Here is a 26,005-nt window from a genome sequence, read left to right as displayed (position 1 = left end):
CGCCGTACTCCCCTCCCCTCGCTCTCGCCCGTTGACCACGGCCGTCACGGTCGCGACTGGTCGTGGCGATGCCTCGCGCACAGCGCGGACAACAGCAAAAGAACAGCCTTACGAGTGACTGTCCACAGACTTGTCCACAACCATGTACGAAGGTACGGCAAAGCTCTGCGGGATCCCCCGGGACCCCGCGGTCGCGCGGAGTGGATGAGGTGCCGGTCTCCCACTCACCGGGCTGCATCGCGGAGGCGCACGTTAACAACCCGGAACTGGGGCTCACAAGCGGTTCGACGGCCGTTCGCACGCGTGCTCGGCCGGGGTTCGGGGCCTTGCGGGACTGCTCGCCCGGAGGCGCTCGCGCGGCCGTCGCAGCAGTGATCTTTACCGGGTCGGGTGACCCTGCGCCCTCTGACCCCTGCGTCGTCTGACTCCTGCGCCGCCGCGACCCTGCGCCGTCCGGCACCGCGCCGTCCGGCACCGCGCCGTCCGGCACCGCGCCGTCCGGGCGCGCCGGTTGATCGGCGCGGAGTCCGGTATTCTGGGTGCAGCAGTTCCGCTCGCGCGAGCCGACCTTCCGAGCCGAGGCCGCGAGCGGACCCCGGGTGCCGGTCGCGGCCGCGCACTCCGTATCCTCGGCCGAGCCCCAGTGTGCGGAACGCATGCCGACGTCGTGCCGGTGCCCGAGCGGGATCGGTGCCCCGTCTGCCGGGCAAGGCGGCGTGGACCGCGGACCGGGGAACCTGACGAGATGGAGCGTGGCCCGTTGCGGCCATCGACCCAGAAGTAACCGGGAGATCCGACCGTGAGCAAGGGCAAGCAGACCTACCAGCCGAACAACCGCCGGCGGGCGAAGAAGCACGGTTTCCGGGTGCGCATGCACACCCGCGCTGGCCGGGCCATCGTGGCCGCGCGTCGCCGCAAGGGTCGCGTTCGCCTGACCGCCTGATCGAACAGCGTGCTTCCCGCGGCTGCCCGACTCACCTCCGGGGACGAATTCCGCTCAGTCGTGCGGCGGGGACGGCGGGCCGGACGGCCACGCCTCGTCGTGCACGCCCTCTTCCCGCACGGCGAGCCCCGGGAAGGCCCCAGTGCGGAATCGGGCGGCGACGCGCCGCGTGGGGACACACCTGCATCCGAGGTGAGCAGCACACCCACCCGGGGATCGGTGACGAATGCGCCGGCCCGGGTGGGTTTTGTCGTCAGCAAAGCCGTGGGCAACGCGGTCGTTCGGCATCGGGTGACACGGCGCCTGCGGCACCTGATGCGCGACCGCCTGCCCTGGCTGCCCGCTGGCACACTGGTGGTTGTGCGCGCACTCAAACCGGCGGCTGAGGCGTCCAGCGCGGAGCTCGGCGCGGACCTCGACGCGGCACTGCGGAAAGTGCGCACCCGCGGGCACGGTGGTCGGCATCGGAACCACCGGCGCGCGGACGCGGAAACGCGCACCGGAACGGACGAGTCGACACCGGAGCGCGGTGACGCCGGGGCGCGCCCCGGAACGACGGCAGGTTGCGGGACATGACACAGGTGCGAGACGAGGAAGGCACCGCGCAGGACGGGACGGCCGAGGCGGGACCCCGCCCCGGCCCGCTCGCCTGGGTGCTGCTCGCCCCGGTGCACGTCTACCGCAAGGTGATCTCGCCCCTGCTGCCGCCGACCTGCCGCTTCTACCCGAGCTGCAGCGCCTACGCGGTCGAGGCCATCACCGTGCACGGGGCGCTGCGCGGCGGCTGGTTGACGATCAGGCGGTTGTTGCGCTGCGGACCCTGGCACCCCGGCGGGCTGGACTTCGTACCGCCCCGGCAAACACGCGATCGTTCCGAGAGCGTTCGTCGCCCCCAGACCTCGGTCGAGGAGTAAGAGCCCGTGCTGGACATCCTCTACTACCCGGTGTCGGCCATCCTGTGGTTCTGGCACAAGGTTTTCGGCTTCGTACTGGACCCGGCCAGCGGTCTCGCGTGGGCGCTGTCGGTCGTCTTCCTCGTGTTCACCCTGCGTGCGCTGCTGTTCAAGCCGTTCGTGCAGCAGGTGCGCTCGATGAAGAAGATGCAGGAGGTCGCCCCGCAGATCAAGGAGCTGCAGCGCAAGCACGGCGAGGACAAGCAGAAGCTCGCCATGGAGATGCAGAAGCTGCAGTCCGAGACGGGCTTCAACCCCATGGCCGGTTGCCTGCCGATACTCGTGCAGCTGCCGGTGTTCTTCTCGCTGTTCCACGTGCTGCGCGGGTTCCAGCAGGACGCCGATTCGAACTTCGTCTTCGGTCGGGAGGGCGTGCGCTCGTTCGTCGAGGCTGACCTGTTCGGGGCGAAACTGGCGAACACGATCAGCCAGAGCCCGCAGGAGCTCCAAGACGTGGCCACCAACCGTCCCTCGATGTTGGCCGTGGGCGTTCCGCTGATGATCCTGGCCGCTGTCGCCACGCACATCACGGCCCGCCATTCCGTGGCGCGGCAGAGCGGTGATCAGGCGCAGAACCCGCAGGCAGCGATGATGAACCGGCTGATGATGTGGGTTTTCCCGTTCTCCGCCCTCGTCGCCGGTTTCGTGCTGCCGTTGGCGATCCTGGTGTACTGGCTGGCGAACAACATCTGGACCCTCGGCCAGCAGTACGTCGTGTACCGCAAGATCGACCGCGAGGAAGCCGAGCGGGCCGCAGCCGCCCCCGTCGAAGCACCGGCGGTGGTGGACGGCGCGGCAGCGAGCAGCGCAGCCGAGAACGGCGCAGCCGAGAACGGCGCGGCGGAGAGAACCGCGGCCGAGAACGGCGCAGCCGAGAACGGCGCGGAGGCGGTGCAACCGGCAGGACGGGACGTGGACGGCACCGCGGCGCGGACGATGGCGACGGCGGAGGCTGCCGAGCTCGACGCATCGCCGCAGTCCTCCGGAACGGCGCAGGAGGACCAGGTTCCCGCGGCCGAGGCGGCGTCGACCAACCAACCCGGTGAGACTCCCGGGGCAACCGAAGACAGTGCCCGCGACGCGGACAAACCAGGCAACTGGTGACCGCTCGCATCCTTACCTCTGGAGAGGAGAGGTTCAGTGTCGGAAACCGTGCAGGAGCCGGAGCAGGCTCCGTCCGCGCCGGAAGAGGAACCGGACACCGGCGCTTCCGCTGAGCAGGAGGACACCAACACCGACGACTTGCTCGTGCGGGAAGGCGACATCGCGGGAGATTACCTCGAACGCCTGCTGGACGTGCTCGACTACGACGGGGACATCGACCTCGACGTCGAATCCGGACGCGCGATCGTGAGCGTCGAAGGCGGCAGTGACCTGGAACAACTCGTCGGTGAACGCGGTCAGGTGCTCGAATCGCTGCAGGAGCTGACGCGGCTCGCCGTGCAGCAGGAAACCGGCGTGCGCAGTCGGCTCATGCTCGACGTCGCCGGATGGCGCTCGCACCGCCGCTCGGAACTCGTCGATCTCGGCCACAGCACGGCGAACTCGGTCCTCGAATCCGGCAAGGCCGCGCGTCTGAAGCCGATGACCCCGTTCGAACGCAAGATCGTGCACGACGCGGTCGCGTCCGTCGACGGGGTGCACAGCGAGAGCGAAGGGGAAGAGCCCCAGCGGAAGGTCGTCGTCTACCGGACCTGATGGAGATGGGTCGGGCTGTTCGTGCGCGGGGTCCCGCAGGAGAACCTCCGGTGGGCCCCAGCTGAGCTGGCGTCCCCCGGACCACGGAAGGCGGCCGCATTCCTGACCCTCCTGGATGGGACCTCCTGCCCGGCCGGCGTGTCGTTGGGTAGGCGGCGAGGTTTGAGCCCCCTGACTGGGATGATGTGAAGTCGTCCCAGTCAGGGGGTTTTTCGCGTTGGCGACCCCGCAGGCCGCGGCGGAGAGATGGTCGACCGCAAAAACGACACGTGATGTTTCACGTGAAACCAAACGAGGGCAGGATGGGGCGAGTGACGGCAGTGGATGGGTCCTCGGAGGAAGTCACCCGGCAGGTGTTCGGCGATCACCCCGCTCTCGCTGAGCGTTTCGTCGAGATGCTCACCGAACAGGGTGTCCTTCGGGGCTTGATCGGGCCACGTGAAATTGATCGACTCTGGGAACGCCATGTGTGGAATTCCGCGGTTCTCGCGGAGTTGCTCCCCCCGCGGAGCCGGGTGATCGACGTAGGCTCTGGGGCGGGATTGCCTGGCATTCCGCTGGCGCTCGCGCGTCCCGACCTGGAGATCACCTTGTTGGAGCCGATGGCACGGCGGGTCGACTGGTTGAGTGAGGTAGTCGCGGACTTGGCTCTCGGGATCACGGTTGTGCGCGGGCGTGCTGAGGAGAAGGCCGTCCGGGAACGGGTGGTTGAGCAGGACGTGGCGACAGCACGAGCCTTGGCGCCGTTGGGGCGGTTGGCGGAGTGGTGCTTGCCGCTGGTGCGATCTGGGGGCCGAGTACTGGCCCTGAAGGGAACGAGCGCCGGCGAGGAGCTCGAACGAGACTCTTCGCAGATCCGGGCGGCCGGTGGTTCCGGAGGTCGGGTACTGACCTGCGGCGCCGAGGTGCTCGACCAGCCAACAACGGTCGTCGAAATCGAGCGGAGAGCCCAGGCGACCCCGAAGCAGCGTCGCGGTCGAAATCGGAGCAGGAAGGATCGAGGACGGTGAATCGGGAGACGGACGAGACGGGCCGCGTTTCACGTGAAACGAAGGGCCGTGCGGTTGGGGGGATGCGCTTCCCCGGAAAATCGGAGAACGACACGAGCCTGCCCTCGGAGGACTTCGATATCGGGTGGACCCCGATCATGGAAGAGGCCCAACGTGCGACGCGGGTTCTGCATCCGGAAACTCTGGACCTCCCCCGGCCCACGCAGCGACGGATCATCACCGTGGCCAATCAGAAGGGCGGGGTCGGGAAGACGACGAGCACGGTGAACCTCGCCGCCGGGTTGGCCATCCACGGACTGAACGTGCTCGTGATCGACTTGGATCCGCAAGGAAACACCAGCACCGCGCTCGGGGTGGAGCACCGCTCGGGCGTTCCCTCGGTGTACGAGGTCCTTCTCGGTGAGAACACCGTGGCGGATGCAGCTGCGCAGAGCCAGCAGGCGACGACCCTGCACTGCGTTCCTGCCACCATCGACCTCGCCGGTTCGGAGATCGAGCTCGTGACGATGGTCGCGCGGGAAAGCCGTCTGAAGCAGGCGCTCGATTCGCGGGTCGTCGAGGAAATGGCCCCTGACTACATCCTCATCGACTGCCCGCCGTCGCTCGGCCTGCTCACGGTGAACGCGCTGGTCGCCGCGCATGAGGTGCTCATCCCCATCCAATGCGAGTACTACGCCTTGGAGGGTTTGGGACAGCTTCTCAACAACATCGAGCTCGTGCAGTCGCACCTCAACCCGTCGCTGTGGGTCTCGACGGTGCTGCTCACGATGTACGACGGGCGTACGAAGTTGGCCGACCAGGTGGCGTCGGAAGTGCGCGATTACTTCGGCGACCGCGCGCTGCGGACCGTCATCCCCCGCAGCGTGAAGATTTCCGAGGCACCCGGGTTCGGTCAGACCGTGCTGAGTTATGACCCGGGTTCACGTGGTTCGATGAGCTATCTGGATGCCGCGCGGGAGATCGCTGAGCGGGACGTGACGAAGGAGACGGCATGACGGAACGTCGAGGCGGTTTGGGGCGGGGCCTCGCCGCGTTGATTCCGAGTGCGCCGGAGGAAGCTCCGGAGTCAGAAGTTGCGGAGACGGTTGTGGAGCCGGCCGCGACGGGTAACGGTGACGGCGCCACCGCGGGATCTCCCCCGGATGAGCGGGACGATGTTTCACGTGAAACCGCGGCGGAGGAGCCTGCCGGCGCGGTCTACCGCGAAGTGCCGGTCGAGGCGATCAGTCCGAACCCGCGGCAGCCGCGGCAGGTGTTCGACGAGGATGCGCTGGCCGAGCTCGAGCACTCGATTCGCGAGTTCGGGCTGCTCCAGCCGATCGTCGTGCGGGATCGCGGTGATGGCAGCTACGAGCTCATCATGGGTGAACGACGCTGGCGTGCTGGCCAGCAGGCCGGCGTCGGAACCCTCCCGGCCATCGTGCGAACCACGCAGGACGATGCACTGCTGCGGGACGCACTGCTGGAGAACATCCACCGGGTGCAGCTGAATCCGCTGGAGGAGGCCTCGGCATACCAGCAGCTCCTGGACGAGTTCGATGTGACACATGACGAGCTGGCCGAACGGATCGGCCGGAGTCGTCCGGTCATCACGAATACGATCCGGTTGCTGCGGCTGCCCTTGGCGGTCCAACGGCGGGTTGCCGCCGGTGTTCTCTCCGCCGGACACGCACGTGCTCTCCTGACTCTGGAAGATCCGGAAGCGCAGGAAGAGCTCGCCACGCGGATCATCGCTGAGGGGCTGTCCGTTCGCGGTGCTGAAGAGGCGGTGACGCTGGCCAAGCGCGAGTCTTCGGACAAGGAGAAGAAGGCGGCGAAGACGGCAGCGCCCGACCCGGAGTTCGATGCCCTCGCCACTCGCCTCTCGGACCGCCTCGACACGCGGGTGAAGGTCGAACGCGGTAAGCGGAAGGGCCGCATCGTCGTCGAGTTCGGTTCCGGCGATGATCTCGACCGGATCTTGACGCTCCTCGAAGGTCAGCGTGATGAAAACTAGCCGATAGGTCTGGGCACCTGCATTTCGTCACGGTGACGATCCAGGTTTGCGTCGGGCGCGACGCAATAGCGGGTGGTTTCACGTGAAACCACGGATGCTGAGCATCGACGAAGCCTTCCGCGTGAGTGCGGCCAGATGGCGACCGGCCGCACTCACGCAGGCACCCCGCCTCACGCGGACGTTCCGCTCGCACGTCCTGCGCCCCCCGACGTGTCGAAGCGGAACTTCGCACCACCAAGCGGCCCGTGCGGGCGCGTGCTCAGCCCCGGTGTCGAGCACTTCCGGACCGCTCGATGGCCTGTTCGATGCTCGCGCTGAAGACGTCCCCGAGCGAGCGTTCGGCGGACTCCACTGCCATCGGTGTCAGCGATGTTTCGGTCAGCCCCGGCGAGACGTTCACTTCGAGGAAGTGCGGCGTGCCGGTCTCGTCCACGATCATGTCGGTCCGCGAGATGTCCCGGAGCCCGAGCAGGCGGTGCGCTGCAGTGGCGAGTTCGCCGGCCGCCTCGGATGCCGGAGCGGACAGCTGCGCCGGCGTGCTGTACTCGGTCAAACCGGCGGTGTAGCGGGCCGTGTAGTCGTACACCCCGGAGGCGGGTTCGATGCCCACGGGCGGAAGCGCGTGCGCCCCCTCCGCGCCGTCGAGAACGGTCACGGCGACTTCGGTGCCGGTGATGAGCTGCTCCACGAGCACGGCATCGCCGTACGACAGCGCCGACATCATCGCGGCCGGCAGGTCCGTGGCCTCGCGCACCACTTGAGCACCCAGAGCGGAGCCCCCTTTGTCGGGCTTGAGCATGAGTGGCAGGCCGAGCTTCGCGACGAGCGCGTCGAGCACGTCCTGCGCGCCCAGCTCGCGGAAGGCTGAGTGCGGTAGCACGGCCCAATCGGGTGTCGTCAGGCCCGCGCGGGCGAGTTCGGCCTTCGCGGTGGGTTTGTCCCAGGCGCGGCGGCACGCCTGCGGGGCGGTGCCCACGTACGGGATGCCGAGCAGGTCGAGGACGGTCTGCACGGATCCGTTCTCGCCCTCCCCTCCGTGCAGCGCGATGACCACCGCCTCGGGACGTTCCCGGCGCAGTCGGGTGAGCAGCTGATCATCGGCGTCCCACTCGGACACGGTCATGCCGACCGAACGCAGCGCTGCGGACAGGCGCCGTCCGGAGCGCAGTGAGACGTCCCGCTCGTGGGACAAGCCACCGGCCAGCACGGACACCCAGCGTTCGGACATGCGTTTCTCCTCGTCTCATTCGGTGTTTTCCGTCTGCAATAGACATAAAAATCCACTGTGCACGGAAAATGGTGCACAGTGGATTCGTTGCTGTGTCAGGCGTTCGCACTACGCCGTGTCCGGGGACGGCGCCTGCGGCCCGCGTCGCGCACCGCCCTGCGCCGAGGTGCCGAAAGTGCGCACCAAGTCGAGCTCTTCGGAGATCGTGTGCGCCAACCGGCGCACGCCCTCGCGGATCCGTTCGGGAGTCGGATAGCAAAACGCCAGGCGCATCTGCCGACTGCCGCTCCCGTCGGTGTAGAAACCCGTTCCGGAGGTGTAGGCCACCCGCTCGTTGATCGCGCGGGGCAGCATCTCCTTGGTGCTCACGCCCTCCGGGGCGGTGCACCAGACGAAGAACCCGCCTTCCGGCGCGGTCCACGTCGTGCCCTCGGGCATGTGCTGCTCCAGCGCGGAGAGCATGGCATCGCGGCGCTGGCGGTACTGCTCCTGGAAGGATTTGATCTGGCCCTTCCAGTCGTGCGTGCTCAGATACCGCGACACGATCATCTGGTTCAACGTCGGCGGGCACAGCGTGGCCGATTCCGCCGCGAGCACGAGTTTCTCGCGCACCGCCGGCGGCGCGAGCACCCAGCCGACCCGCAGCCCCGAGGCGAAGATCTTCGAGAACGAGCCGAGGTAGACCACGTTGTCCGGGTCGAGGCTGCGCAGCGACGGGTGCGTCTGCCCGTCGAAACCGAGCAGCCCGTACGGGTTGTCCTCGAGCACGAGGATGCCGTGGCGCGAGCAGACTTCGAGGACTTCGGGCCGCCGGTGATCGGCCAGCGTCACACCGCCCGGGTTGTGGAAGTTCGGGATGGTGTAGAGCAGTTTGATCCGCTTGCCCGCCGAACGCAGCTCGTCGATCGTCTGCTCGAGCAGGTCGGGCCGCAAGCCCTCCTCGTCCATGGGGACGTGGACGACCTCGGCCTGGTAGGCGGAGAAGGAGCTCAGCGCGCCGACGTAGGAGGGGCCCTCGGCCAGCACCACGTCACCCGGGTCGCAGAAGATCCGCGTGACCATGTCCAGCGCCATCTGCGAACCGACGGTGACCATCACGTCGTCCGCGTGCGCCTCGATGCCCTCCAGGGACATGACCTCGCAGATCTGCTCGCGCAGTTCACCGATGCCGTGCGCGGAGCCGTACTGCAGCGCGCTCTGGCCCTCGCGGGCAACCAGGTCGCCGATCTCGGCGGACAGCGAATCCAGCGGAAGGCCGGCGAGGTTCGGCATCCCCCCGGCCAGTGACACCACCTCGGGCCGGTTGGCCACGGCGAACAGCGCGCGCACCTCGGAAGCGGTCATCCCCGTCGCTCGCTGCGCGTACAGCGCGCGGTGCGCGTCGAGGTTGCGGGCCGGGGAATCCTTTTCCGGTGTGCCCTCCGGCTGGCTTTCCTGATCAGACATATCGCGCTCCGATCCGATGTGTGCGCCGTGCTCGGCCCGGTGACCGGCGGCGGTGATTCTAGTCGTCCTATCGCCGCACCCCGTCCCGGTGTAACCCCGTCCGGTGCGGCCCGGAGTCTTGGAACCCGCTGTGCCACGGCTGCCCGGCCCGCCACGGCTGCCCGGCCCGCCACGGCGCCATGGTGCGCCCGACCGCCGGCGCCCGCCCGCGCGGGCAGGCGTGTGCCGGCACCGTCTCACTCCATCGAGGATGGCGGGCACTGCGCGCGCCTTCCCCGTGGTGAAAACCACACCGTATGCTGGTTCCGCGCGGTTCGTGTCGGCGATCGCCCGCATCGCCATTCCTGGGAGGTTCGGTGTCCCGACGTGTTGTCGAGGTCACGCTGGACAACCTCGACCAGCTGCCGCCGCGGTGCCGTCGTTGCGTGTTCTGGGAACTCGGCAGCGCCGGTCGGCAGGCCGAGGATGTCGGCGCGACCGAACTGGAAAAGGAGGCCTGGGTTTCCGGAGTGCTGCTGGACTGGGGGGTGTGCGGTCACCAGCTGTTCCTCGGCGACTCCCCCGCCGGCTACGCCTTCTACGCGCCGCCGTCGCAGGTGCCGGCAGCGGAGGCGTTCCCCACGGCACCGGTCAGCGCGGACGCGGTGCTGCTGACCGCGCTGCACGTGCTGCCGGAGCGGCGGCGACTCGGCCTCGGGATGCTGCTGGTGCGCAACCTCGCCCGCGAGTTGAGCCGCCGCGGGGTGCGCGCGGTGGAGGCCTTCGCGGACGCCACCGGCGAGCGGTCGTGCGTGATCCCCGGGGACTTCCTGCAGCGGGTCGGGTTCCACACGGTGCGCTCCCACGAGCAGTGGCCGCGGATGCGGATGGAGCTGCCGGAGGAGCCCACGTGGAAGGAGGACGTGGACGCGGCCCTGCAACACCTCACCGCCACGATGTCGGTCTCCACCACCGCCCGCCCGGCCGCGGAGCCGTCTGCGCGCCGCTGAGCCGCCCGCACGGCCCTCTGGCGCGCGGTTGCGCCCGTTGGGCCGGCCGGGCCCGGGCAACGCGGCCGGCGGTTCAGGCCTCCGCGGTGCGACCGTCCCCGGTGCTGCGACGTATCAGGCGCCCTCGGCGCGGGTGATTCAGGCGCCTTCGGCGCGGGCGTACTCGTAGCGCAGCAGGTCGTCGAAGGTGAACGTGCCGGTCGGCTGGTCGTTCTGCCCCAGCAGGTACAGCCGCTTGATCGCCACGAGCAGTCCTTCGGCGACCACGTCGCGGAAACCCGGGTCGAGCAGCCGGTGCCGGTCCCGGGCGTTGGTGAGGTAGCCGAGCTCCATGCGCACCGCGGGCATCCGGGTCAGGCGCAGCACGTCCCAGGTCTTCGGGTGGGTCTTGCAGTCCGTCATGCCGGTGCGGGCGACGAGTTCGCGCTGCAGGAACCCGGCCAGCGCCTCGCCGACGGTGGAGGTGGTGCCGTTGCCCGTGCCGAAGTGGAAACCGGCCACGCCCTGCGCCGCCTGTGCGCGGTTCGCGTCGATGTGCAGCGACAGGAACATGTCCGCGCTCGCCTCGTTGGCGAACAGCGCGCGGTCGGCCTCGGGCGGGCAGCCGTGCGGTCCGCGCGTGATGAGCGCTTCCATCCCGGTGGCGATCATCCGGCCCTCGAGGCGGCGCGCCAGATCCCAGGTCAGATCGGCCTCACTGGCCGAGCCCCACCGGGCGCCGGGGTCGGGGCCGCCGTGCCCCGGGTCGATGACGATGCGCTTGCCGCGCAGCCGCGGGCCGGACCGGCGGACCTTCTCCTGCTCGCGCAGGAACACCGGGCGGCCGCCGCGCACCTTCGGGGCGAGCTGTTTCAGCGCGCGCAGCGTGCTCGGACCGCAGATCCCGTCCGCGTTCAGCCCGTAGTCGCGTTGGAAGCTGCGCAGGGCCTGGTCGGTTTCCCGGCCGAAGATCCCGTCGGGCCGGCCCGCGTCGTAGCCCAGTTCGAGCAGCCGCTCCTGCAGGGTGAACACGTCGTCGCCGCTCATGGGTTTGCTCACGAGGAAGGTCAGCGAGCGGTCGCCGAGCTGCCACCGCGCGTCGGTCAGCGCCCGGTAGGTGGCGGGGCCCACGATGCCGTCGGTGATCAGGCCGCGCTGCTGCTGGAAGATCCGCACCGCGTGTTCCGCCGCCTCGTCGAACACGGCGGCGTCGCGTCCGTTCTGGGGAGGAAGGATCCCCAGCGTGGCCAGCGTGTTTCTGATCTCGGCAACGGCCGGGCCGGCGTCACCGCGGCGGAGCAGCTGCATGCACTCCTCGCTCGTGTCCGGCGCCGATGGGTGCATCGGCGCGCATGGCTGATCGTGTCCGTCCCCCGTCTCGTGCCCGTCCCCACCTCGTGTTCGTACTTGCCTCGTGCCCGTCCCCACCTTCGTGGTACGCACACGGTTCCCGAGGCACGTGCACGGGCCCCCGGGGGAGCACAACGCCGGTTCCACCTCTGCGCAGCCATTGTGCCTTGCTCGTCCGGCATCGGCGTTGCGGGCCGAGATGGTTGCGGGCCGAGGTGGGCGCGGTGGTTGCGGGGCCAGCTGCACGGGGTGCGTCGATTCGGCCGCGCAAAAACGCGACCCCGCCGTCACTGTGCCCATCGACAGGACGGCGGGGTCGCGTTATTCGGTTGCACGCGGAAGGAGTGCGAGCTCACACCAGCGGGCGCTCTTCACCCCTGCGGGCGTTCGCGGTCACAGGTACTCGGAGAGGTCCTCGAGCATCGCGGCCTTCGGCTTCGCGCCGACGATCTGCTTGACGGGTTCGCCCTTGTGGAACAGCAGCATCGTCGGAACGGACATCACCTGGTAGTCCCGCTGCAACGTCGGGTTCTGGTCGATGTCCAGCTTGGCGATGGTGATCTGCTCCGGGTACTCGTCGGCGATCTCCTCGAGCACCGGGGCGACCATCTTGCACGGTCCGCACCAGGTGGCCCAGAAGTCCACGAGTACCGGCTTGTCGCTGTCCAGAACCACGGACTTGAAGCTGTCGGCGTCCACGGTCACGGTGTTGCCGGCCATGTCTACTCCCTTGCTCGCTCAGTGGGATGGGCGGTCAGTTCACGTCCGGGCCGTAGCCGCCGCCGACGAGCTCGGCGGCCTTGTCTGCCTGCGACACGGACTGCTGCTCGGCGAGCCACCGCTCGGCGTCGATGGCCGCGGAACAGCCGGTCCCGGCGGCCGTGACGGCCTGCCGGTAGGTGCGGTCGACCAGGTCGCCCGCGGCGAACACACCGGGGATCTCGGTGCACGTCGACGGGGTGGCGACCTGCAGGTAACCCTCCTCGTCGGTGGCCAGCTGCCCCCGGACCGGTTCGCTGCGCGGGTCGTGCCCGATGGCCAGGAACATGCCGGTCACGTCCAGGTCCGACTCCTGGCCGGTGACGCTGTCGCGCAACCGCAGCCCGCTGACCGTGCTCTCCCCCAGCACCTCGGTGGGCGTGGTGTTGGTCAGCCACTTGATCTTCTCGTTGCCGCGGGCGCGCTCCAGCATGATCTTGGAGGCGCGGAACTCCTCCCGCCGGTGGATGATCGTCACCGACCGGGCGAAGCGGGTCAGGAAGGTGGCCTCCTCCATCGCCGAGTCACCGCCGCCGACGACGGCGATGTCCTGCTCCCGGAAGAAGAACCCATCGCAGGTGGCGCAGGAGGACACGCCGCGGCCGAGCAGCCGCTCCTCACCCGGGATGCCCAGGTAGCGCGGGGCCGCGCCCATCGCCAGGATGACCGCGCGCGCCTGGTACGTGCGGCCGTTGGCCCGCACGGTCTTGACGTCCGCAGCGAGGTCCAGCTCCTCGACGTCCTCCGCGCGCAGTTCCGCGCCGAAGCGTTCGGACTGGGCGCGCATCTGCTGCATCAGGTCCGGCCCCATGACGCCGTCGGTGAAGCCAGGGTAGTTCTCCACCTCGGTGGTGTTCATCAGTTCGCCGCCGAACTGGGTTCCCTCGAAGACCAACGGTTCGAGCTCGGCCCGTGCGGCGTACACCGCTGCGGTGTAGCCGGCCGGCCCCGAGCCGACGATGATCACGTTGCGCACGTCGCCAGTCACCGCGCCCCTTCCGTCGTCGCGTGCTCGCCCGCTTCTGCGCGCGCGAGCTCATTCGGCACAACACGGGCGGGGCGTGTTGTGTTCCCGTCCGCCACCGCCGCGTGCGGCACCGCACACAGCACCGGTTTCGTCCCGCTGCGCGGCTGTTCCCCGCGGCAGTGGTGCACCGCAGCGCCTCGCGCACCGTCGTCCGCAGCAACCGCCCGCCTGCCTGGACCACCGTACTGGCGACGGCGGCTCACACGCGTGTGCGATGCCGCCGTCACCCGCCGTAGGTGGTCTCGGAGATCGTGGCGGGGTTGTCCGGACCGCAGTCCGGGCGGACGGCGAGCAGGCGGAACCGGCCGATCTCGCCGGTGGAGAGCACGAACAGCTGGGCCGACTGCCCGTCGAGGGTGATGGCGTGCGCGCCCAGCGGCTGCGCACCTGCGGCCCCGTTGGCCTGCAGGCAGCCCGGCCACTGCCGCGCCTCGCGCAGCCCGTCGTACTGCTGCTGCTGCATCACCCGGGTGAACTGCTCGCCGGTGAGTTCGACCTCGGGGCCGGTGAGCGCGATCGGGGCGGACCCCTCGGGAGCGGTGGGGATCTCGGCCGGCGGCTGCTGCGCCGTCGACTGGCTTCCGGGTGGTTTGGCTGGGGAGGGTCGGTCCGGCGGCGGTTGCCGGGCTTGTTGCGTCGTCGACCAGGGGGGTAGTGCGAGGACGAGGACCGCGGCCACCGCGGCGGCCGCTGCGACCGCGCTCGCGCCCCAGGCGAAGCGGGCGCGGCGGCGCCGACGCGCGGACAGCTCGGCCACGGGGGCCGGCCGTGCAGCAGTCCCCTCCGCCGGAACACCGCCCGCGGCGGGTTGTTCCGCGGTGGCGGAGTCCGCGGCGGGCGATCCGCAGCCGTGCGCCCGCACCGTTGCAGGACCCGGTGGCACCGCCCGCGGGGGTGCCGGCTGCGCAGCCGGCAGCGCAACCGGGCGGGTGGTTTGCCTCTCGTGCGCGGCCGCGCGCAGCGTCCCGTCGATGCGGGCGGTGATCTCGTCCGGGGCGGGCTCGGCCTCGTGCGCGCCGAGCTGCTCGGTGGTCACCTGCAGCGCGGCGAACACCTCGCGGGCCGCCGGGTCCGTGGCGATCTGCCGCCGCAGCTGTTGTGCCGTGCCCTCGTCGAGCGCGCCGGCGTGCAGGTCGGCCAGCAATTCCGGGGACCACGACGGGTCCTGCGGCGCGGATCCGCGCCGGTCGTGACCGCTCATCGTCCCTCCTGCCTCGACTCCGCCTGCGCTCCGGCACCCGTGGAACCTGGGACGTCCGGGTGCGCGCTCGGGTTCCGCAGATGCCCGAGAAGTTTCGCCAGGCGCAGCCGCCCCCGCGCGCAGCGGCTCTTCACCGTGCCGGAGGCGACGCCCAGCAGCGTGGCCGCTTCGGCCACCGAGTACCCCTCGACGTCCACCAGGACGATGGGGACCCGTTGATCCTCCGGCAAGTTCGCCAGCGCGTCGCGCACCGCCATCCGCGTGTCCTGCACGGCGAAATCATCTCGTTGTACGGCCGGTTCTTCCGGTCCTTCTTCGGCGAGGGGGACGGCGGGCCGGGCGCGGCGGCGCCGCATCCGGTCGACGCAGGCGTTCACCACGATGCGGTGCAGCCACGTGGTCACCTGGGATTCGGAGCGGAACGACTCGGCGCTGCGGAAGGCCGACAGCATCGCGTCCTGCAACGCGTCGGCGGCTTCGTCGCGGTCGCGCATCGTGCGCAGCGCCACGGCCCACAGCCGGTCGCGGTGCCGGCGGAACAGCTCGGAGAACGCGTGCGGGTCTCCGTGGATGTGCGCCGCGAGAAGATCGGCATCCGAACTGGCGGGGACAGTCACGATCTCGCACTGTACTGTTCAGGCGACGGAGAATGATCCCCCGTGTTCCGCAACACCGATCGCTGCTGCTCGTCCGGGCCCGCGGACCCGGCCCGCGGGGGTCAGCTCGCAGAACCGGTCAACCCGATCTCGCCGATCTCCGCGCTGTAGTCCCCGCCGGATTCGGTGAGCTGGGTCAGCACCACGAGCACGCGGTCGGTGGGCTGGGCGGCCTGCACGGGGATCGTCGTCCGCCCGTTCTGCAGCTGCGCCGAGCCGAGCACTTCACCGCTGTTCAGGCCGGGTTCGCCGTCGACCGTGCGGATCTCGACCTGCGCGCCCGCGCTGGGCGAGTCGATGGTGACCTCGTTCAGCACGGCGGGCCGGTCGAGGGTGAGCACCGCACCGGTGCCGTTGCTGATCCCCTCGGGGCCCAGCTGTTGGAAGTAGTCGAAGGTCTTCCACACGGTGTTGGGATCACCGTCGTAGAGGTTCGGGATCCGGTGCGGCGCATCGGGTTCGCCGTTGTCGTTGTACGAGGTGCCGTCGCTGACCGGCAGCGGTTCCGGTGACGGGCGGTCCGCGGGCGCGTCGCCCTGGCCGCCCGCGTTGTTCGACTCGTCGATGACCTGGCTGTCGCCCGGGTTGACCGGGTCGGTGAACGCACCGATGAGGCTGGCCGCGATCCAGCCGACCACCAGCAGCGTGGCCACGCTGAGCACGCTCACGCTGAGCACGAGCTTCTTCCGCTTCGCCCGGTCCGGTTTGGGCTCGTCGGTGCTCCACACCGCGGTGCTCGACGAGCCCGCGTTGGCGACGGCCTCGGAGTGCTCGTCGGTGGCGTGCTGCTCCAGCACGCGCAGCACGGCCGCGCCGGTGCGCACTCCTCCGGTCGTGCCGGAGTTGTCCGCCGAACCGAGCGCACGAACGGACACTGTGGACAGTTCCAGGGGCACGGTCGGGCGCAGCGTGCGCGGCGGCACGACGTTGCCGTCCTGACCGAGCGGGGCGGAGCTGAGACCTCCCGGGGTGCCGGCCAGGGGCCACCGCGCCGTCAGCAACAGGTACAGCACCGCGCCGAGACCGGAGACGTCCTCGTTCGACGTCGCGTGCGCCAGCGGGCCGGGGAAGGCCATCCGCACCTCGCCCTCCGGCGTGACCCGGATGCGCTGCGGATGGTCCACGCCGAGGACGAGCCCCGCGTGGTGGCCGGCTTCCACGGCCGCGGCCAGCGGCTGCAACAACCGCGCCGCCGTGCCCGGCGCCAGCGGGCCGTGCTCGACGAGCTCCACGAGGTCCGTCCCGTGGGTCCACTCGGCGATGACGATGCCGAGCACACCCTCGGGATCTCCGGGGGCTTGGGTGACCACGTCGAGGACGCGAGCCACGCCGAGGTGGTTGAAGGTGCTCGCGTGCATGGCGCGTTCCAGGCTCCGACGCGCGTTGGCGGCCGCCTCCGTGTCGGAACGGTCGCCGACGAGGACCGTCAGGGCCACGTCCCGACCGAGCACACCGTCCTTCGCGCGCCACAGCTGGGCGTTGCAGCGCGTGTCCGCGCCGACCTGGGCGAGCAGCCGGTACCGGCCGTGATCGAGCACCGTCCCGGGAGTCAGGCGCGGCCCGCCCCCACCGGCTTCTCCGTTGTCCTCCGGCGTCATCTGCCCGGTTTGTTCGCTGGTCACCTTCCCTCTCCCGCTCCTTCCGGTCCGCTCCCGGGGCTTGCGGCGCCCCTGACTACTCCCCCACGGAAGGAGACTTCCACAACGAGGGTACGTGACGCGTGCATCAGCGACGACGCAGCGGACCGGCGAGCCGCTCGATCACCGGGTCGCGTTTCGCGCACGCGCAACCGCGCCGCGCGGCCGAACGCGGCGGCGGATCAGACGTACTTGGACAGAACGGGCAGTTTCCGGGTCACGGTGCGCACCTCCGCCGCCTTCAGCGCGCTGAGCACCACCAGCGCCACGACGGCACCGCCGATACCACCGATGATCAGCGCGGCCCAGTGCCCGAACAGCGTCGCCGGGCTCATCCACTGGACCAGCAGCGCCGCTACCGCGGCCGCGAGCGAGGCCAGCGCGGTCTTGCCGAGCGTGACGTGCACGCCCATCCGGAGGCGACCCAGGCGTTTGCGCAGCCAGATGTCGCCGATGATCCAGCCGACGAGGAACGAGGCCGAGTTGGCGAAGGTCACCCCGTGCACGACGGCTTCGGAGGGCAGCACCAGCGGGGCGGCGTAGGTGAGGCCGGCTTTCGTGGCCGTCATGACCACCATGATCAGCGTGGGCGTGCGGGCGTCCTTCATCGCGTAGAACACGCGCAGCTGGATCAGCGTGACCGCGTACGGCAGGACGCCGAACGCCGCGCTCGACAGGGCGACGGTGAGCTTGCCCGTGTCGCCCGAGCCCTGGCCGATGCTGAACAGCGCGCCGCTCAGCGAGGGGCTCAGCACCGTCATCAGCACGCTCATCGGGATCATGACGCTGGTCGACAACCGCGTCGCCAGCGAGAGGTCGTCCTTGACGTGCTCGAACTGGGTGTTGGCCGCCGCACGGCTCATGCGCGGGAGGATCGCCGTGATCAGGGCGAACCCGATGACCCCGTACGGCAGCTGGACGAGCAGCCACACGTTGTTGTAGATGGTGAAGCCGCCGTGCGCGGTCGTCACGTTGGTGACGGCGAGCACTCCGAGCTGCGCGAGCACGGCGTAGGCGACCGTCCACAGCGCGAGCCCGCCGAACTCCGCGAACCGGGGGTCCCAGCCCCAGCGGATCCGGAACCGGAAGCCGGAACGCAGCAACGAGGGGATCACCACGAGCGCCTGGAGCACGACGCCCGAGGTGCTGCCGATCCCCAGGACCAGGATGTCCCGCTGCGTCAGCGCATCGGGATCGAGCGACAGCATGCCGGGCAGCAGGTAGATCCCGAACGTGCTGATCAGGATGATGTTGTTCAGCACCGGCGCCCAGGCCGGCGGTCCGAACACCTCGCGCGCGTTCAGCAGCGCGCCGAACAGCGCGGAGATCCCGTAGAAGACGATCTGCGGCAGCAGGATGTAGGCGAAGGCCGTCGCCAGCATCGGCTTCGCGTTCGCGGACGAGTTGTCCACCAGGACATTCGTCAGCATCGGGGCGCAGAAGGTCGCGACCGCGGTGATCGCCAGCAGCAGCACCGTCGTCATCGTGACGAGCCGCTGCGCGTACTCCGCGCCGCCGTCCGAATCGTCCTTGATCGTCCTGACGAGCAGCGGCACCATCACGCTGGTCAGGACGCCGCCCACCATGAGCTCGTAGATCTGGTTGGGCATGCTGTTCGCCACGTTGTAGGCGTCAGCGCTGGCGGAGAACCCGAGAACCCAGACGATGACGAGAGTTCGGACGAAACCGGTCACCTTGCTGAACAAGCCGGCGATCGCGACCGAACCCGCCGTCCTGCCTAACGATTTGGAGCCGGAAACCCGCTCCTGCTGTTCGCCGGCCTCGTCGGGCACCGCGGGGATCACGACGGTGTCCTGCTCGTCCGGATCGACGGAGTGGTCCGGTTCGCGGTCGCCCTGGCGGGCGTGGACGCTGAGGCGGTCGGTCGGAGCATCCGCGGCCGGGATGACCTCAGTCTCGTCGTTTCGCGGGTTTCGCAACGCTACTCGAAGTCCCTACTCTGGCGACCAGTCGCACGTCTTCGCTCGTCGGCGCGACTTCTCGTACTTCTTCGGCACCGAGTCCCTACCCCGAAGCGCGGCCAGCAGGACTCATCTGCACGGACGATACGTGCGGCGCTGCGGCGTCCTCAGCCGGCGTTCGGGCTACGCGCCCGCACCCGCTGGTCGACCTCCGCGGTCGACGTGCGGTCGTTCGCAGCGACCGCGCGGGCCCGCCCGGCGCTCAACCTCCTTCCCGGTCACCGCGCCCGGCGCGCATGCGCCGCACGATGCGCACCGCGGACAGCACGACGAGCAGGCCTCCCGCGGTGATCGTGATCGCCGGGATCAACGGCCCGTAGGCGCTGGAGTCGACCTGCAGCCGCTTCGGCTGCCCCAGGGTCGTGCCGCCTTCGGTCACGGCAGCCACGTCGATGTTGAACTCGCCGACGCGGTCCACCGAGACCTCGGGCCAGAACTGCCGCCTGCTGTGCGCCGGGATGCGCAGCGTTCCCAGGTCCGAGACCTCCACACCGGGTGTCGGAGCGACGCGCAACCGCAGGGTGACCGTAACCGGCAGGTCGTTGACCACCGTCAACGGGATGGCGCTGTTGGAGGAGGCCAGCGCGATCTTGCCCTGGAACTCCTCGAGGTGGACGTGCGAGAGGGTGTTGCGCACCGCCTCGCGCCCGAGCCCGGTCCAGCGGTGCGCACCGGTCGGGTCGCCGTGCCACGCGCTCGACACGCCGCGGAGCAGGCCGTTGCGCAGCGGAGTGGTGACCTGGGCCGGGGCGATGTCGCCGGCCTCTTCCTCCGCGGAGGAGCGGTACAGGTCACCGACCGCGTAATTGGCGCGTGCCAGCGCGTGCAGCGCCGACTGCGGGATCTCGGTGTCCTCGGCGTCGCCCTGCGATGTCAGGTCCACTTCGGGCAGCTCGCCGCTGGGCTGCGGCAGCGCGGTGGGGTCGATGTAGCCGGCATCGCTGAGCGTGCGCATCCCGTCGAGCAGGCCGCGCAGCTGCTCGCCGTTGATGTTCCACCGGCGCGGAGGGGCGAGCACGGAGGTCGAGCCGGGCAGCGACCCGAGGGTGGAGCGGAACAGCAGCGAGCCGAGCGCGTCCTGCGCGGTGGCCGACTCGCCCGTCGGCGGGGATTTCGCGGAGGGCCGCCGGGCCGTGTCGTGGAGCGGGTTGAGCGCGCTGCTCAGCAGCGGATCGAGCGGCTGGGCGGTCAGCTCGGTGCCGCGGAGCCTGACCGGTGCCAGCGTGCCCGCGGGTCTGTCCAGCGAGTTGGTGTCGAGCAGTGTCGTGTTCACGCCTTTGAGGTCACCGGCGGTGCGCTGGTCGAGCGCACCGGAGATGGGCCAGGCGGCGGGGCGCGGGGCCACCGCGGCGTTGCCGCCCTCGTTGAGGATGCGGCCGACGAGCCGGCTGCCGTCCATCGCGCCCCGGGTCATGTCGGGCAGTCCCGCGCGGCTGAGCGAGACCAGGTCGGCATCGGCGTAGGGCAGTGCGATCACGCAGCGGCCGTCGACGGCTTGGCGCAGCTTGTTCAACCACAGCTCGGCCGCGTCGCCGCCGATGCCGGGTTCGGTGCCGCCGTTGGACGTGCGCACCAGGTAGCCCTCGGGTCGGCTCATCGCTTGGGCGGTGGCCAGCAGGTCCGGGTCGATGGCGAAGCACAGGGCGCTGCCCAGCGGGGAGCCGTCGGCGACGCGGTCGTTGATGGTCTGCACCAGGTCGTAGAGCCGTCCACCGGGCGAGAGCTCGTTCGCCAGCCCGTCGTCGGTGAGGATCGCGCGGTTGCCCGGCGAGGTGGAGCGCTCCATCCGCGGGTAGTCGACCAGCGGTACGAGCAGCGAGGTGGGAGTGGGCGCGGGCGGTGGCTGCGGCGTGCCGCCGGGCGGGGCCTGCACCGGCAGCAGGAAGTTCGTCTCGGCGACGCGGGAGCGCGAGCTCGATTCGGGATCGCCGTTGATGTTGACCAGCAGCGGGTACGTGCCCGGTTCGGTGATGCCCAGCGAGTCGGGGCCGGAGAAGGGGATGCGGATCTCCACCGGCACCTGCTCACCGGGGCGGATCCGCTCGGCGACCGGGGTGAAACCGGGTTCGGTGGTGATGTTCGCCTCGCCGTGGAGGGCCTGCTGCACCTCGGGCTCGGTGCTCGGGGCCTCCCCCCGCTGAACGCGGGCCTCCACGTTGTCGATGACGTGGTCGCCGGTGTTGGTGAGCTGTCCGCTGACGACCAGTTCGTCCGGGGCGCGCTCCGTCACCACGTTCGGCGTGACGTTGGTCACGTCGAACCGCGCGAGCTGTTGGTCCTGGGCTTGCGCGGGGGGCGCCGGCACGGCCGGCAGCAGTGCGAACACGAGCACGGCGGTCAGCGCGGCCAGTAGAAACCTCACCCCGGCTCCGTTCCACTACCTCGTGCCGGTTCGATGCGGAAACCGCCCACCGGTCCGTACGGCCCGGACCCCCAGGGGCCGCGCTTGCCGCGGGAGGCGTCGCGGTCCAGAGCCCGCCGCACGAGCCGCCGCTCGTCGGCGTAGGCCAGGACCTCCTCGAGCTCGCCCAGGGGCACCCACGCCACCTCGGTGACCTCCACATCCTCGTCGGACAGCTCGCCGCCCACCGCTTCCAGCAGGAAGTGGTGCACGGTCTTGTGCACGCGCCGGTTGCCCGCCACGAACCAGTAGTCGATCGTGCCGATCGGAGCCACCACGCTGCCGGCGATCCCCGTCTCCTCCGCGACTTCCCGCGCCGCCGTCTGCTCCGGGGTTTCGCCGGGCTCGATGTGGCCCTTGGGCAGCGACCACAGCAGCCGCCCCTTCCGATCCAGCCGTCCGATGATCGCAGCCATCCCCTCGCCGCCGGCGATCACCAGCCCACCCGCCGAGGTCTCCTCGAACGTCCGCAGCCGGCGCCGGCGGCGTCGGTTCCGACGCCCCGGTTGGCTACCGCCGGAGCGGCCGGGCGACGGGGGCATGCCGCCGATACTAGGTCGTTCACTCAACCGGCCGGTGTTCCGGCGGGGTCCGACACGCCAAGGACGCCGGCGAGCCGCCCAGTACCCTGGCAGCCGTGTCCAGTTCGGAGTACGACGCCACCTCGACCGCAGCCGCACCGCTGCTGACCGGCCGCTGCCGGGAGCGGGCCGTGGACGACATGCTGCGCGCGGCGCCGCTGGCGATCGAGCTCGGCGAGCTGTTCGCGGCCGCGGGGCACCGGCTGTACCTGGTGGGCGGCAGCGTGCGCGACGCGCTGCTCGGACGCCTCGGCACCGACCTGGACTTCACCACCGACGTCCGCCCCGAGCGGATGCGCGAGCTGCTGACCGGCTGGGCCGAAACCATCTGGGACACCGGCATCGAGTTCGGCACGCTCGGCGCGCACAAACGCGGCACCACCGTGGAGATCACCACCTTCCGGGCCGACCAGTACGACCGCGTCGGCCGGAACCCGCAGGTCGCGTTCGGCGACAGCATCGAGGGTGACCTGCTGCGGCGGGATTTCACCGTCAACGCCATGGCCGTCGACGTGACCGACCGCACCTTCGTCGATCCGCACGGCGGCGCGGCCGACCTCGCCGCCAACCGGTTGGACACGCCGGCGACCCCCGAGGAGTCCTTCGCCGACGACCCGCTGCGGATGCTGCGCGCCGTCCGGTTCGTCGCGCAGCTCGACCTGCGGCCTGCCGAGCGGGTGCGCACCGCGCTGGACGACATGTCCGGTGAGATCGCGCGGATCACCGCCGAACGCATCCAGGTGGAGCTGTCCAAGCTCCTCTGCGGCGAGTACCCGCGGCGTGGTGTGGAACTGCTCGTCGACACCGGCCTGGCCGAGCACGTGCTGCCCGAAGTGCCCGGCATGCGGCTGGCCATCGACGAGCACCACCAGCACAAGGACGTCTACGGGCACTCGCTGAAGGTGCTCGAGCAGGCGATCGACCTGGAGCGCGCCGCCGATCCGGACGGGCCGCCGGACCTCGTGCTGCGGCTGGCCGCGCTGCTGCACGACATCGGCAAGCCCGCCACCCGGAAGTTCGAACCGGGCGGCGGGGTGAGCTTTCACCACCACGAGGTCGTCGGCGCGAAGATGGCGCGCAAGCGGCTGCGTGCGCTGCGCTACTCCAAGGACGTCGTCAACGACGTCGCCGAACTGGTGTACCTGCACCTGCGGTTCCACGGCTACGGCGAGGGGCAGTGGACCGACTCCGCGGTGCGGCGCTACGTCAACGACGCGGGCCACCTGCTGCAGCGGCTGCACAAGCTCGTGCGGGCCGACAGCACCACGCGCAACCGGCGCAAGGCGGCCGCGTTGCAGCGTGCTTACGACGACCTGGAAGCGCGGATCGCGCGCATCGCCGAGGAGGAGGACCTGGCGAAGGTTCGTCCCGACCTCGACGGCAACGAGATCATGCAGCTGCTCGACGTCCCGCCCGGTCCGGTCGTCGGCCGCGCGTGGCGCCATCTCAAGGAGGTCCGCCTCGACCGCGGGCCGATGGGGCGCGACGAGGCCGTGGCCGAGTTGAAGCGCTGGGCCGGGGAGGACGAAGGCCTGGACGTCCCCCGGTAGTCCCCACCCCGATTGGGTACAGCCTCAACTGGACCCGCCCCGGCTGGCCCCCTTCCGGCTGGACCCGCGCCGGCTGGACTCCTTCCGGCTGGACCAGCACTGCCCTCGTCCTGCCGCCGCGGGTGCGTGCTCGGCGGCACGTCCCGTGCTTCAGTCTGGACTCGTTCCAGGGAGCACAATTTTCATGATAATTGTGAACGCTCCCCACACGGCCGGGCGACTAGTTGTCCACAAGGTGCGGTGTGTCGGACTGGACGTGACTCGCGTCCGGGTGTGTCGGGAGATGGACGCCCGGCTTGGGTTGGAGACGTCCGGCTTGGGTTGGAGACGTCCGGTTCGGGAGAGCGTGGAGGGGGCCTGCCGGGTGAGCGGTGCACCGCTGCCGCTTCCGCGTGGTGTGCTCGAGTAATGCGATCAGGTAATTGCTGCTGTTAATAATAACAAGTAGTGATTCCCAGTGTTGTTGTCACGCGAACCCAGTGGGCACGACTTTCTTGGTGTCGCCGGATTCGTGCGTGGGCAATAAGTGCGATCATGTGTGCGTGGCATCGGACGCGGATGTGGAACCGGGGACGCTGTTGGTCGCGGCCCCGAAACTGTTGGACAGTAACTTCCAGCGCGCCGTCGTGTACGTGATCCACCACCGGCGGGAGGGCACGCTCGGTGTCGTGCTCAACCGCCCGAGCGAGGTGTCGGTGGACGAAGTCCTGCCGAACTGGGCTCCGCACGCCACTGGACCGCCGTCGCTGTTCGTCGGCGGCCCGGTCGAACAGCGCACCGCGATCTGCCTCGGCGCGTTCCGCGCAGGGCAGGACGTGGCCGCGATGGACGGTGTGGTCGGCGTGCGCGGACCGGTGGGCCTGGTCGACTTGGACGGTGATCCCGAGCAACTGGCATCGCGCGCCCGGGGGCTGCGGTTCTTCGCGGGCTACGCCGGGTGGGAAGCCGGCCAGCTCAGCGGGGAGATCGACCGGGGCGACTGGTACGTGGTGCCGGCGCTGCCGGACGACGTGCTCGCGGCCAGCGCCGACCGCCTGTGGAGCCAGGTGCTGCGCCGCCAGGGATTGCCGCTGGCCCTGTTGGCCACCCACCCGGGTGATGTGAAGCTGAACTGACCCGGGGTCGGGCTCAGCGGCGCAGCGATGCAGCTCAGCGAGCCTTCCGGGTCAGTCGCCGCAGATGCTGCCGCAGCCGGGCGTCGCGGACGCGGCCGCGCCCCGGCACGCGCCGGCGAGCGCGCAGCCCCCGCACAGCCCCGTGGGCGCGGGATCGGGCAGCGCCGCCGCGGCCCGGTGGCCGGCCACGCCGCCCAGGGTCATCAGCACGAACGCACCGCCGAGCCCGAGCACCGCCACGAGCACCACGCTCATCACCGAGGCCAGCGCGGGCATCGCGGCACCGGCGAGCAGCGCGGCACCGCCGCCGGCGAGCAGCGCCGGCCCCGCCGCGCGGTTGGCGAGGACGAACGCCTCCTCGCTGCGCATGGCCTGCGGAGTGCGCACGCCGACGTACCGGTTGCGGGGCAGGTTGCCGCGCGTTCCGCGCACCCCGAGCAACACCAGCCCCGCCCCGCCGAGGACGAGGACCGCGCAGAGGATCACCTGAGCCACCAGCACACGCTCAGCCTAAGCCGTGCCGCGGCGGGCGCCGAGCCGGCGGTGCCCGGCCGTGCCGCAGAGCACATCTGCATCGTGCTCCTGCGCACGGCCGCTGCCCGGGCTCGCCGGCTGGCATGCGGTCCCCGCGGGCAGCGGCGGAGCAGCCACCACGTGCGGGCATGCGGGATCAGACGCGGCGGATCCGCGCGAACCACCCGTCGAGGCTTGCCCGCTGCCCAGGAGCGACGCGGAACCGCTCCGCCGTGCTTTCGGTGGCGGTGCCGGCCAGCCCGGTCGCGCGCAGCTCCTCGATCTCCCACCCGCGGCCGAACGCCGCGCGCAGCTCCTCGACGGTGACCTGCGGCGGGCCGTCGGCCTCCGCGCCCGGGTGCTCGGGCGGCGGAGGTGCGGCGACGAGCACGTGCACCCGCCCGCCGGGGCGGCACAACCGGTGCAGGTTCCGCACGTACTCCACCCGGTCCTGCCCGGCGAACACGTGGAACAGCGCACTGTCCACGATCGTGTCGAACGCGTTCGGCCGGTCGAAGCGGAGCGCGTCGGCGACTTCGAAACGCGCCGCGACCGAGCGCGCGGCGGCGTTGTCGCGGGCTCGCTGGACGGCCTGCTCGGAGAAGTCGATGCCGAGCACGTCGTAGCCGCGTTCGGCCAGGTGCAGGGCGTTGTCGCCGAGCCCGCAGCCGATGTCGAGCACGTTGCCGCTGATCGTGCCGGCTCGTTCTTGCCGGACGATCTCGGGTTGGGCCTCGCCGAGAACCCAGGGCGCGTCGTGCTGCGCGTAGAGGTCGTCGAACCACGTCTTGTCGATGCTCATGCCACGAGCCTGCGCCATCGAGCGCGCTCGAAGTCAACTCCGCCCTGCACGCGGACAGGACGTGCACACGGGCGGGCCTGCGCGCGGGCGGGACTGCTACTCGAACCCACCCTTCTTCGCGGGTGGATGAGCCGGACAGGCACACTGAACGGCGGAGGTCATCGGACCGCGAGCCGGACGCGTTCACCT

24 protein-coding genes are annotated in these 26,005 nt (G+C 70.4%); 11 read left to right on the top strand and 13 right to left on the bottom strand.

Features of this window, described 5'->3' with window-relative positions; genetic code table 11:
• The first annotated feature begins 799 nt into the window (after positions 1–799).
• The 8 genes from rpmH (at position 800) to ACVGV2_RS20615 (ending at position 6,600) form a co-directional block, all read left to right on the top strand.
• Positions 800–943 (top strand): 50S ribosomal protein L34, encoded by a 144-nt coding sequence (rpmH, locus tag ACVGV2_RS20650; protein WP_459163999.1) that lies wholly within the window; start codon positions 800–802, stop codon positions 941–943.
• 9 nt (positions 944–952) lie between these two features.
• A complete protein-coding gene (gene rnpA, locus ACVGV2_RS20645; protein WP_459163998.1) occupies positions 953–1,519 on the top strand; it encodes a ribonuclease P protein component in 567 nt (188 codons plus the stop codon).
• Positions 1,516–1,857 carry a membrane protein insertion efficiency factor YidD gene (gene yidD, locus ACVGV2_RS20640; RefSeq protein ID WP_459163997.1) on the top strand — a complete coding sequence of 114 codons (342 nt, stop codon included), beginning with the start codon at positions 1,516–1,518 and terminating at the stop codon, positions 1,855–1,857. Before rnpA ends, yidD begins: the two co-directional genes overlap by 4 nt.
• A 6-nt stretch (positions 1,858–1,863) precedes the next feature.
• Complete coding sequence (yidC, locus tag ACVGV2_RS20635) at positions 1,864–3,000, top strand: membrane protein insertase YidC (protein WP_459163996.1); 1,137 nt, start codon at positions 1,864–1,866, stop codon at positions 2,998–3,000.
• 36 nt (positions 3,001–3,036) lie between these two features.
• Positions 3,037–3,594 carry a Jag family protein gene (locus ACVGV2_RS20630; RefSeq protein ID WP_459163995.1) on the top strand — a complete coding sequence of 186 codons (558 nt, stop codon included), beginning with the start codon at positions 3,037–3,039 and terminating at the stop codon, positions 3,592–3,594.
• 272 nt (positions 3,595–3,866) lie between these two features.
• Positions 3,867–4,604 carry a 16S rRNA (guanine(527)-N(7))-methyltransferase RsmG gene (rsmG, locus tag ACVGV2_RS20625; protein ID WP_459166074.1) on the top strand — a complete coding sequence of 246 codons (738 nt, stop codon included), beginning with the start codon at positions 3,867–3,869 and terminating at the stop codon, positions 4,602–4,604.
• A gap of 62 nt (positions 4,605–4,666) precedes the next feature.
• Complete coding sequence (locus ACVGV2_RS20620; RefSeq protein WP_459166073.1) at positions 4,667–5,599, top strand: ParA family protein; 933 nt, start codon at positions 4,667–4,669, stop codon at positions 5,597–5,599.
• Positions 5,596–6,600, top strand: a complete 1,005-nt coding sequence (locus tag ACVGV2_RS20615) for a ParB/RepB/Spo0J family partition protein (protein ID WP_459163994.1) — start codon at positions 5,596–5,598, stop codon at positions 6,598–6,600. Before ACVGV2_RS20620 ends, ACVGV2_RS20615 begins: the two co-directional genes overlap by 4 nt.
• 259 nt (positions 6,601–6,859) lie before the next feature.
• Here the strand turns inward: ACVGV2_RS20615 and ACVGV2_RS20610 are convergent, their stop codons facing one another.
• Together ACVGV2_RS20610 and ACVGV2_RS20605 are read right to left on the bottom strand one after the other, a co-directional pair.
• Positions 6,860–7,828: a D-alanine--D-alanine ligase family protein gene (locus ACVGV2_RS20610; RefSeq protein WP_459163993.1), complete on the bottom strand. Its 969-nt coding sequence runs from the start codon at positions 7,826–7,828 to the stop codon at positions 6,860–6,862.
• 108 nt (positions 7,829–7,936) lie between these two features.
• Positions 7,937–9,274, bottom strand: coding sequence for an aminotransferase-like domain-containing protein (locus ACVGV2_RS20605; protein ID WP_459163992.1), 1,338 nt, complete (start codon positions 9,272–9,274; stop codon positions 7,937–7,939).
• Between the two features lie 356 nt (positions 9,275–9,630).
• Between ACVGV2_RS20605 and ACVGV2_RS20600 the strand changes: the two genes are divergently transcribed.
• A complete protein-coding gene (locus ACVGV2_RS20600) occupies positions 9,631–10,263 on the top strand; it encodes a GNAT family N-acetyltransferase (protein WP_459163991.1) in 633 nt (210 codons plus the stop codon).
• A gap of 138 nt (positions 10,264–10,401) precedes the next feature.
• Here ACVGV2_RS20600 and ACVGV2_RS20595 read toward each other — a convergent pair whose 3' ends face one another.
• The 9 genes from ACVGV2_RS20595 to ACVGV2_RS20555 form a co-directional block, all read right to left on the bottom strand.
• Positions 10,402–11,550: an N-acetylmuramoyl-L-alanine amidase gene (locus ACVGV2_RS20595; RefSeq protein WP_459163990.1), complete on the bottom strand. Its 1,149-nt coding sequence runs from the start codon at positions 11,548–11,550 to the stop codon at positions 10,402–10,404.
• Between the two features lie 435 nt (positions 11,551–11,985).
• On the bottom strand, positions 11,986–12,312 hold the full coding sequence (gene trxA / locus ACVGV2_RS20590) for a thioredoxin (protein WP_459163989.1): 327 nt from the start codon (positions 12,310–12,312) through the stop codon (positions 11,986–11,988).
• Positions 12,313–12,346: 34 nt separating this feature from the next.
• Entirely contained in the window at positions 12,347–13,339 is a 993-nt protein-coding gene (trxB, locus tag ACVGV2_RS20585) for a thioredoxin-disulfide reductase (RefSeq protein WP_459163988.1), read from the bottom strand.
• 262 nt (positions 13,340–13,601) lie between these two features.
• The gene (locus ACVGV2_RS20580; protein ID WP_459163987.1) at positions 13,602–14,579 is read right to left on the bottom strand and encodes an anti-sigma factor family protein; all 978 of its coding nucleotides are present in this window, start codon (positions 14,577–14,579) and stop codon (positions 13,602–13,604) included.
• The gene (gene sigM, locus ACVGV2_RS20575; protein WP_459163986.1) at positions 14,576–15,196 is read right to left on the bottom strand and encodes an RNA polymerase sigma factor SigM; all 621 of its coding nucleotides are present in this window, start codon (positions 15,194–15,196) and stop codon (positions 14,576–14,578) included. The genes ACVGV2_RS20580 and sigM overlap by 4 nt, the downstream gene beginning before the upstream one ends.
• 101 nt (positions 15,197–15,297) lie before the next feature.
• Complete coding sequence (locus ACVGV2_RS20570) at positions 15,298–16,857, bottom strand: protein kinase family protein (RefSeq protein WP_459163985.1); 1,560 nt, start codon at positions 16,855–16,857, stop codon at positions 15,298–15,300.
• Between the two features lie 197 nt (positions 16,858–17,054).
• Entirely contained in the window at positions 17,055–18,812 is a 1,758-nt protein-coding gene (murJ, locus tag ACVGV2_RS20565; protein WP_459163984.1) for a murein biosynthesis integral membrane protein MurJ, read from the bottom strand.
• A 244-nt stretch (positions 18,813–19,056) separates the two neighbouring features.
• Entirely contained in the window at positions 19,057–21,216 is a 2,160-nt protein-coding gene (locus ACVGV2_RS20560) for a DUF6049 family protein (protein ID WP_459163983.1), read from the bottom strand.
• Positions 21,213–21,797: an NUDIX hydrolase gene (locus ACVGV2_RS20555; protein ID WP_459163982.1), complete on the bottom strand. Its 585-nt coding sequence runs from the start codon at positions 21,795–21,797 to the stop codon at positions 21,213–21,215. The genes ACVGV2_RS20560 and ACVGV2_RS20555 overlap by 4 nt, the downstream gene beginning before the upstream one ends.
• A gap of 140 nt (positions 21,798–21,937) precedes the next feature.
• Here ACVGV2_RS20555 and ACVGV2_RS20550 point away from each other — a divergent pair, with 140 nt between their 5' ends.
• Positions 21,938–23,386 (top strand): CCA tRNA nucleotidyltransferase, encoded by a 1,449-nt coding sequence (locus ACVGV2_RS20550; RefSeq protein ID WP_459166072.1) that lies wholly within the window; start codon positions 21,938–21,940, stop codon positions 23,384–23,386.
• A 542-nt stretch (positions 23,387–23,928) separates the two neighbouring features.
• Positions 23,929–24,501, top strand: a complete 573-nt coding sequence (locus tag ACVGV2_RS20545) for a YqgE/AlgH family protein (RefSeq protein ID WP_459163981.1) — start codon at positions 23,929–23,931, stop codon at positions 24,499–24,501.
• Between the two features lie 51 nt (positions 24,502–24,552).
• On the opposite strand, the gene ACVGV2_RS20540 is transcribed toward ACVGV2_RS20545, so the two are convergent.
• Together ACVGV2_RS20540 and ACVGV2_RS20535 are read right to left on the bottom strand one after the other, a co-directional pair.
• A complete protein-coding gene (locus ACVGV2_RS20540; protein ID WP_459163980.1) occupies positions 24,553–24,996 on the bottom strand; it encodes an SdpI family protein in 444 nt (147 codons plus the stop codon).
• A gap of 175 nt (positions 24,997–25,171) precedes the next feature.
• Positions 25,172–25,816 (bottom strand): class I SAM-dependent methyltransferase, encoded by a 645-nt coding sequence (locus ACVGV2_RS20535; protein ID WP_459163979.1) that lies wholly within the window; start codon positions 25,814–25,816, stop codon positions 25,172–25,174.
• Positions 25,817–26,005 lie beyond the last annotated feature (189 nt).

It is taken from the genome of Bounagaea algeriensis (assembly GCF_054491375.1).
The sequence above is the reverse complement of the archived record's forward strand: the minus strand, read 5'-3'. Positions and strand labels throughout refer to the sequence as shown.

Excerpts from the sequence above, each read along its gene's own strand:
- ACVGV2_RS20535 (WP_459163979.1), bottom strand. The coding sequence starts at position 25,816 with ATGAGCATCGACAAGACGTGGTTCGACGACCTCTACGCGCAGCACGAC.
- ACVGV2_RS20620 (WP_459166073.1), top strand. The coding sequence starts at position 4,667 with ATGCGCTTCCCCGGAAAATCGGAGAACGACACGAGCCTGCCCTCGGAG.
- ACVGV2_RS20610 (WP_459163993.1), bottom strand. The coding sequence starts at position 7,828 with ATGTCCGAACGCTGGGTGTCCGTGCTGGCCGGTGGCTTGTCCCACGAG.
- ACVGV2_RS20595 (WP_459163990.1), bottom strand. The coding sequence starts at position 11,550 with ATGCAGCTGCTCCGCCGCGGTGACGCCGGCCCGGCCGTTGCCGAGATC.
- ACVGV2_RS20580 (WP_459163987.1), bottom strand. The coding sequence starts at position 14,579 with ATGAGCGGTCACGACCGGCGCGGATCCGCGCCGCAGGACCCGTCGTGG.
- ACVGV2_RS20605 (WP_459163992.1), bottom strand. The coding sequence starts at position 9,274 with ATGTCTGATCAGGAAAGCCAGCCGGAGGGCACACCGGAAAAGGATTCC.
- yidD (WP_459163997.1), top strand. The coding sequence starts at position 1,516 with ATGACACAGGTGCGAGACGAGGAAGGCACCGCGCAGGACGGGACGGCC.
- rsmG (WP_459166074.1), top strand. The coding sequence starts at position 3,867 with ATGTTTCACGTGAAACCAAACGAGGGCAGGATGGGGCGAGTGACGGCA.
- ACVGV2_RS20555 (WP_459163982.1), bottom strand. The coding sequence starts at position 21,797 with ATGCCCCCGTCGCCCGGCCGCTCCGGCGGTAGCCAACCGGGGCGTCGG.
- trxA (WP_459163989.1), bottom strand. The coding sequence starts at position 12,312 with ATGGCCGGCAACACCGTGACCGTGGACGCCGACAGCTTCAAGTCCGTG.
- ACVGV2_RS20615 (WP_459163994.1), top strand. The coding sequence starts at position 5,596 with ATGACGGAACGTCGAGGCGGTTTGGGGCGGGGCCTCGCCGCGTTGATT.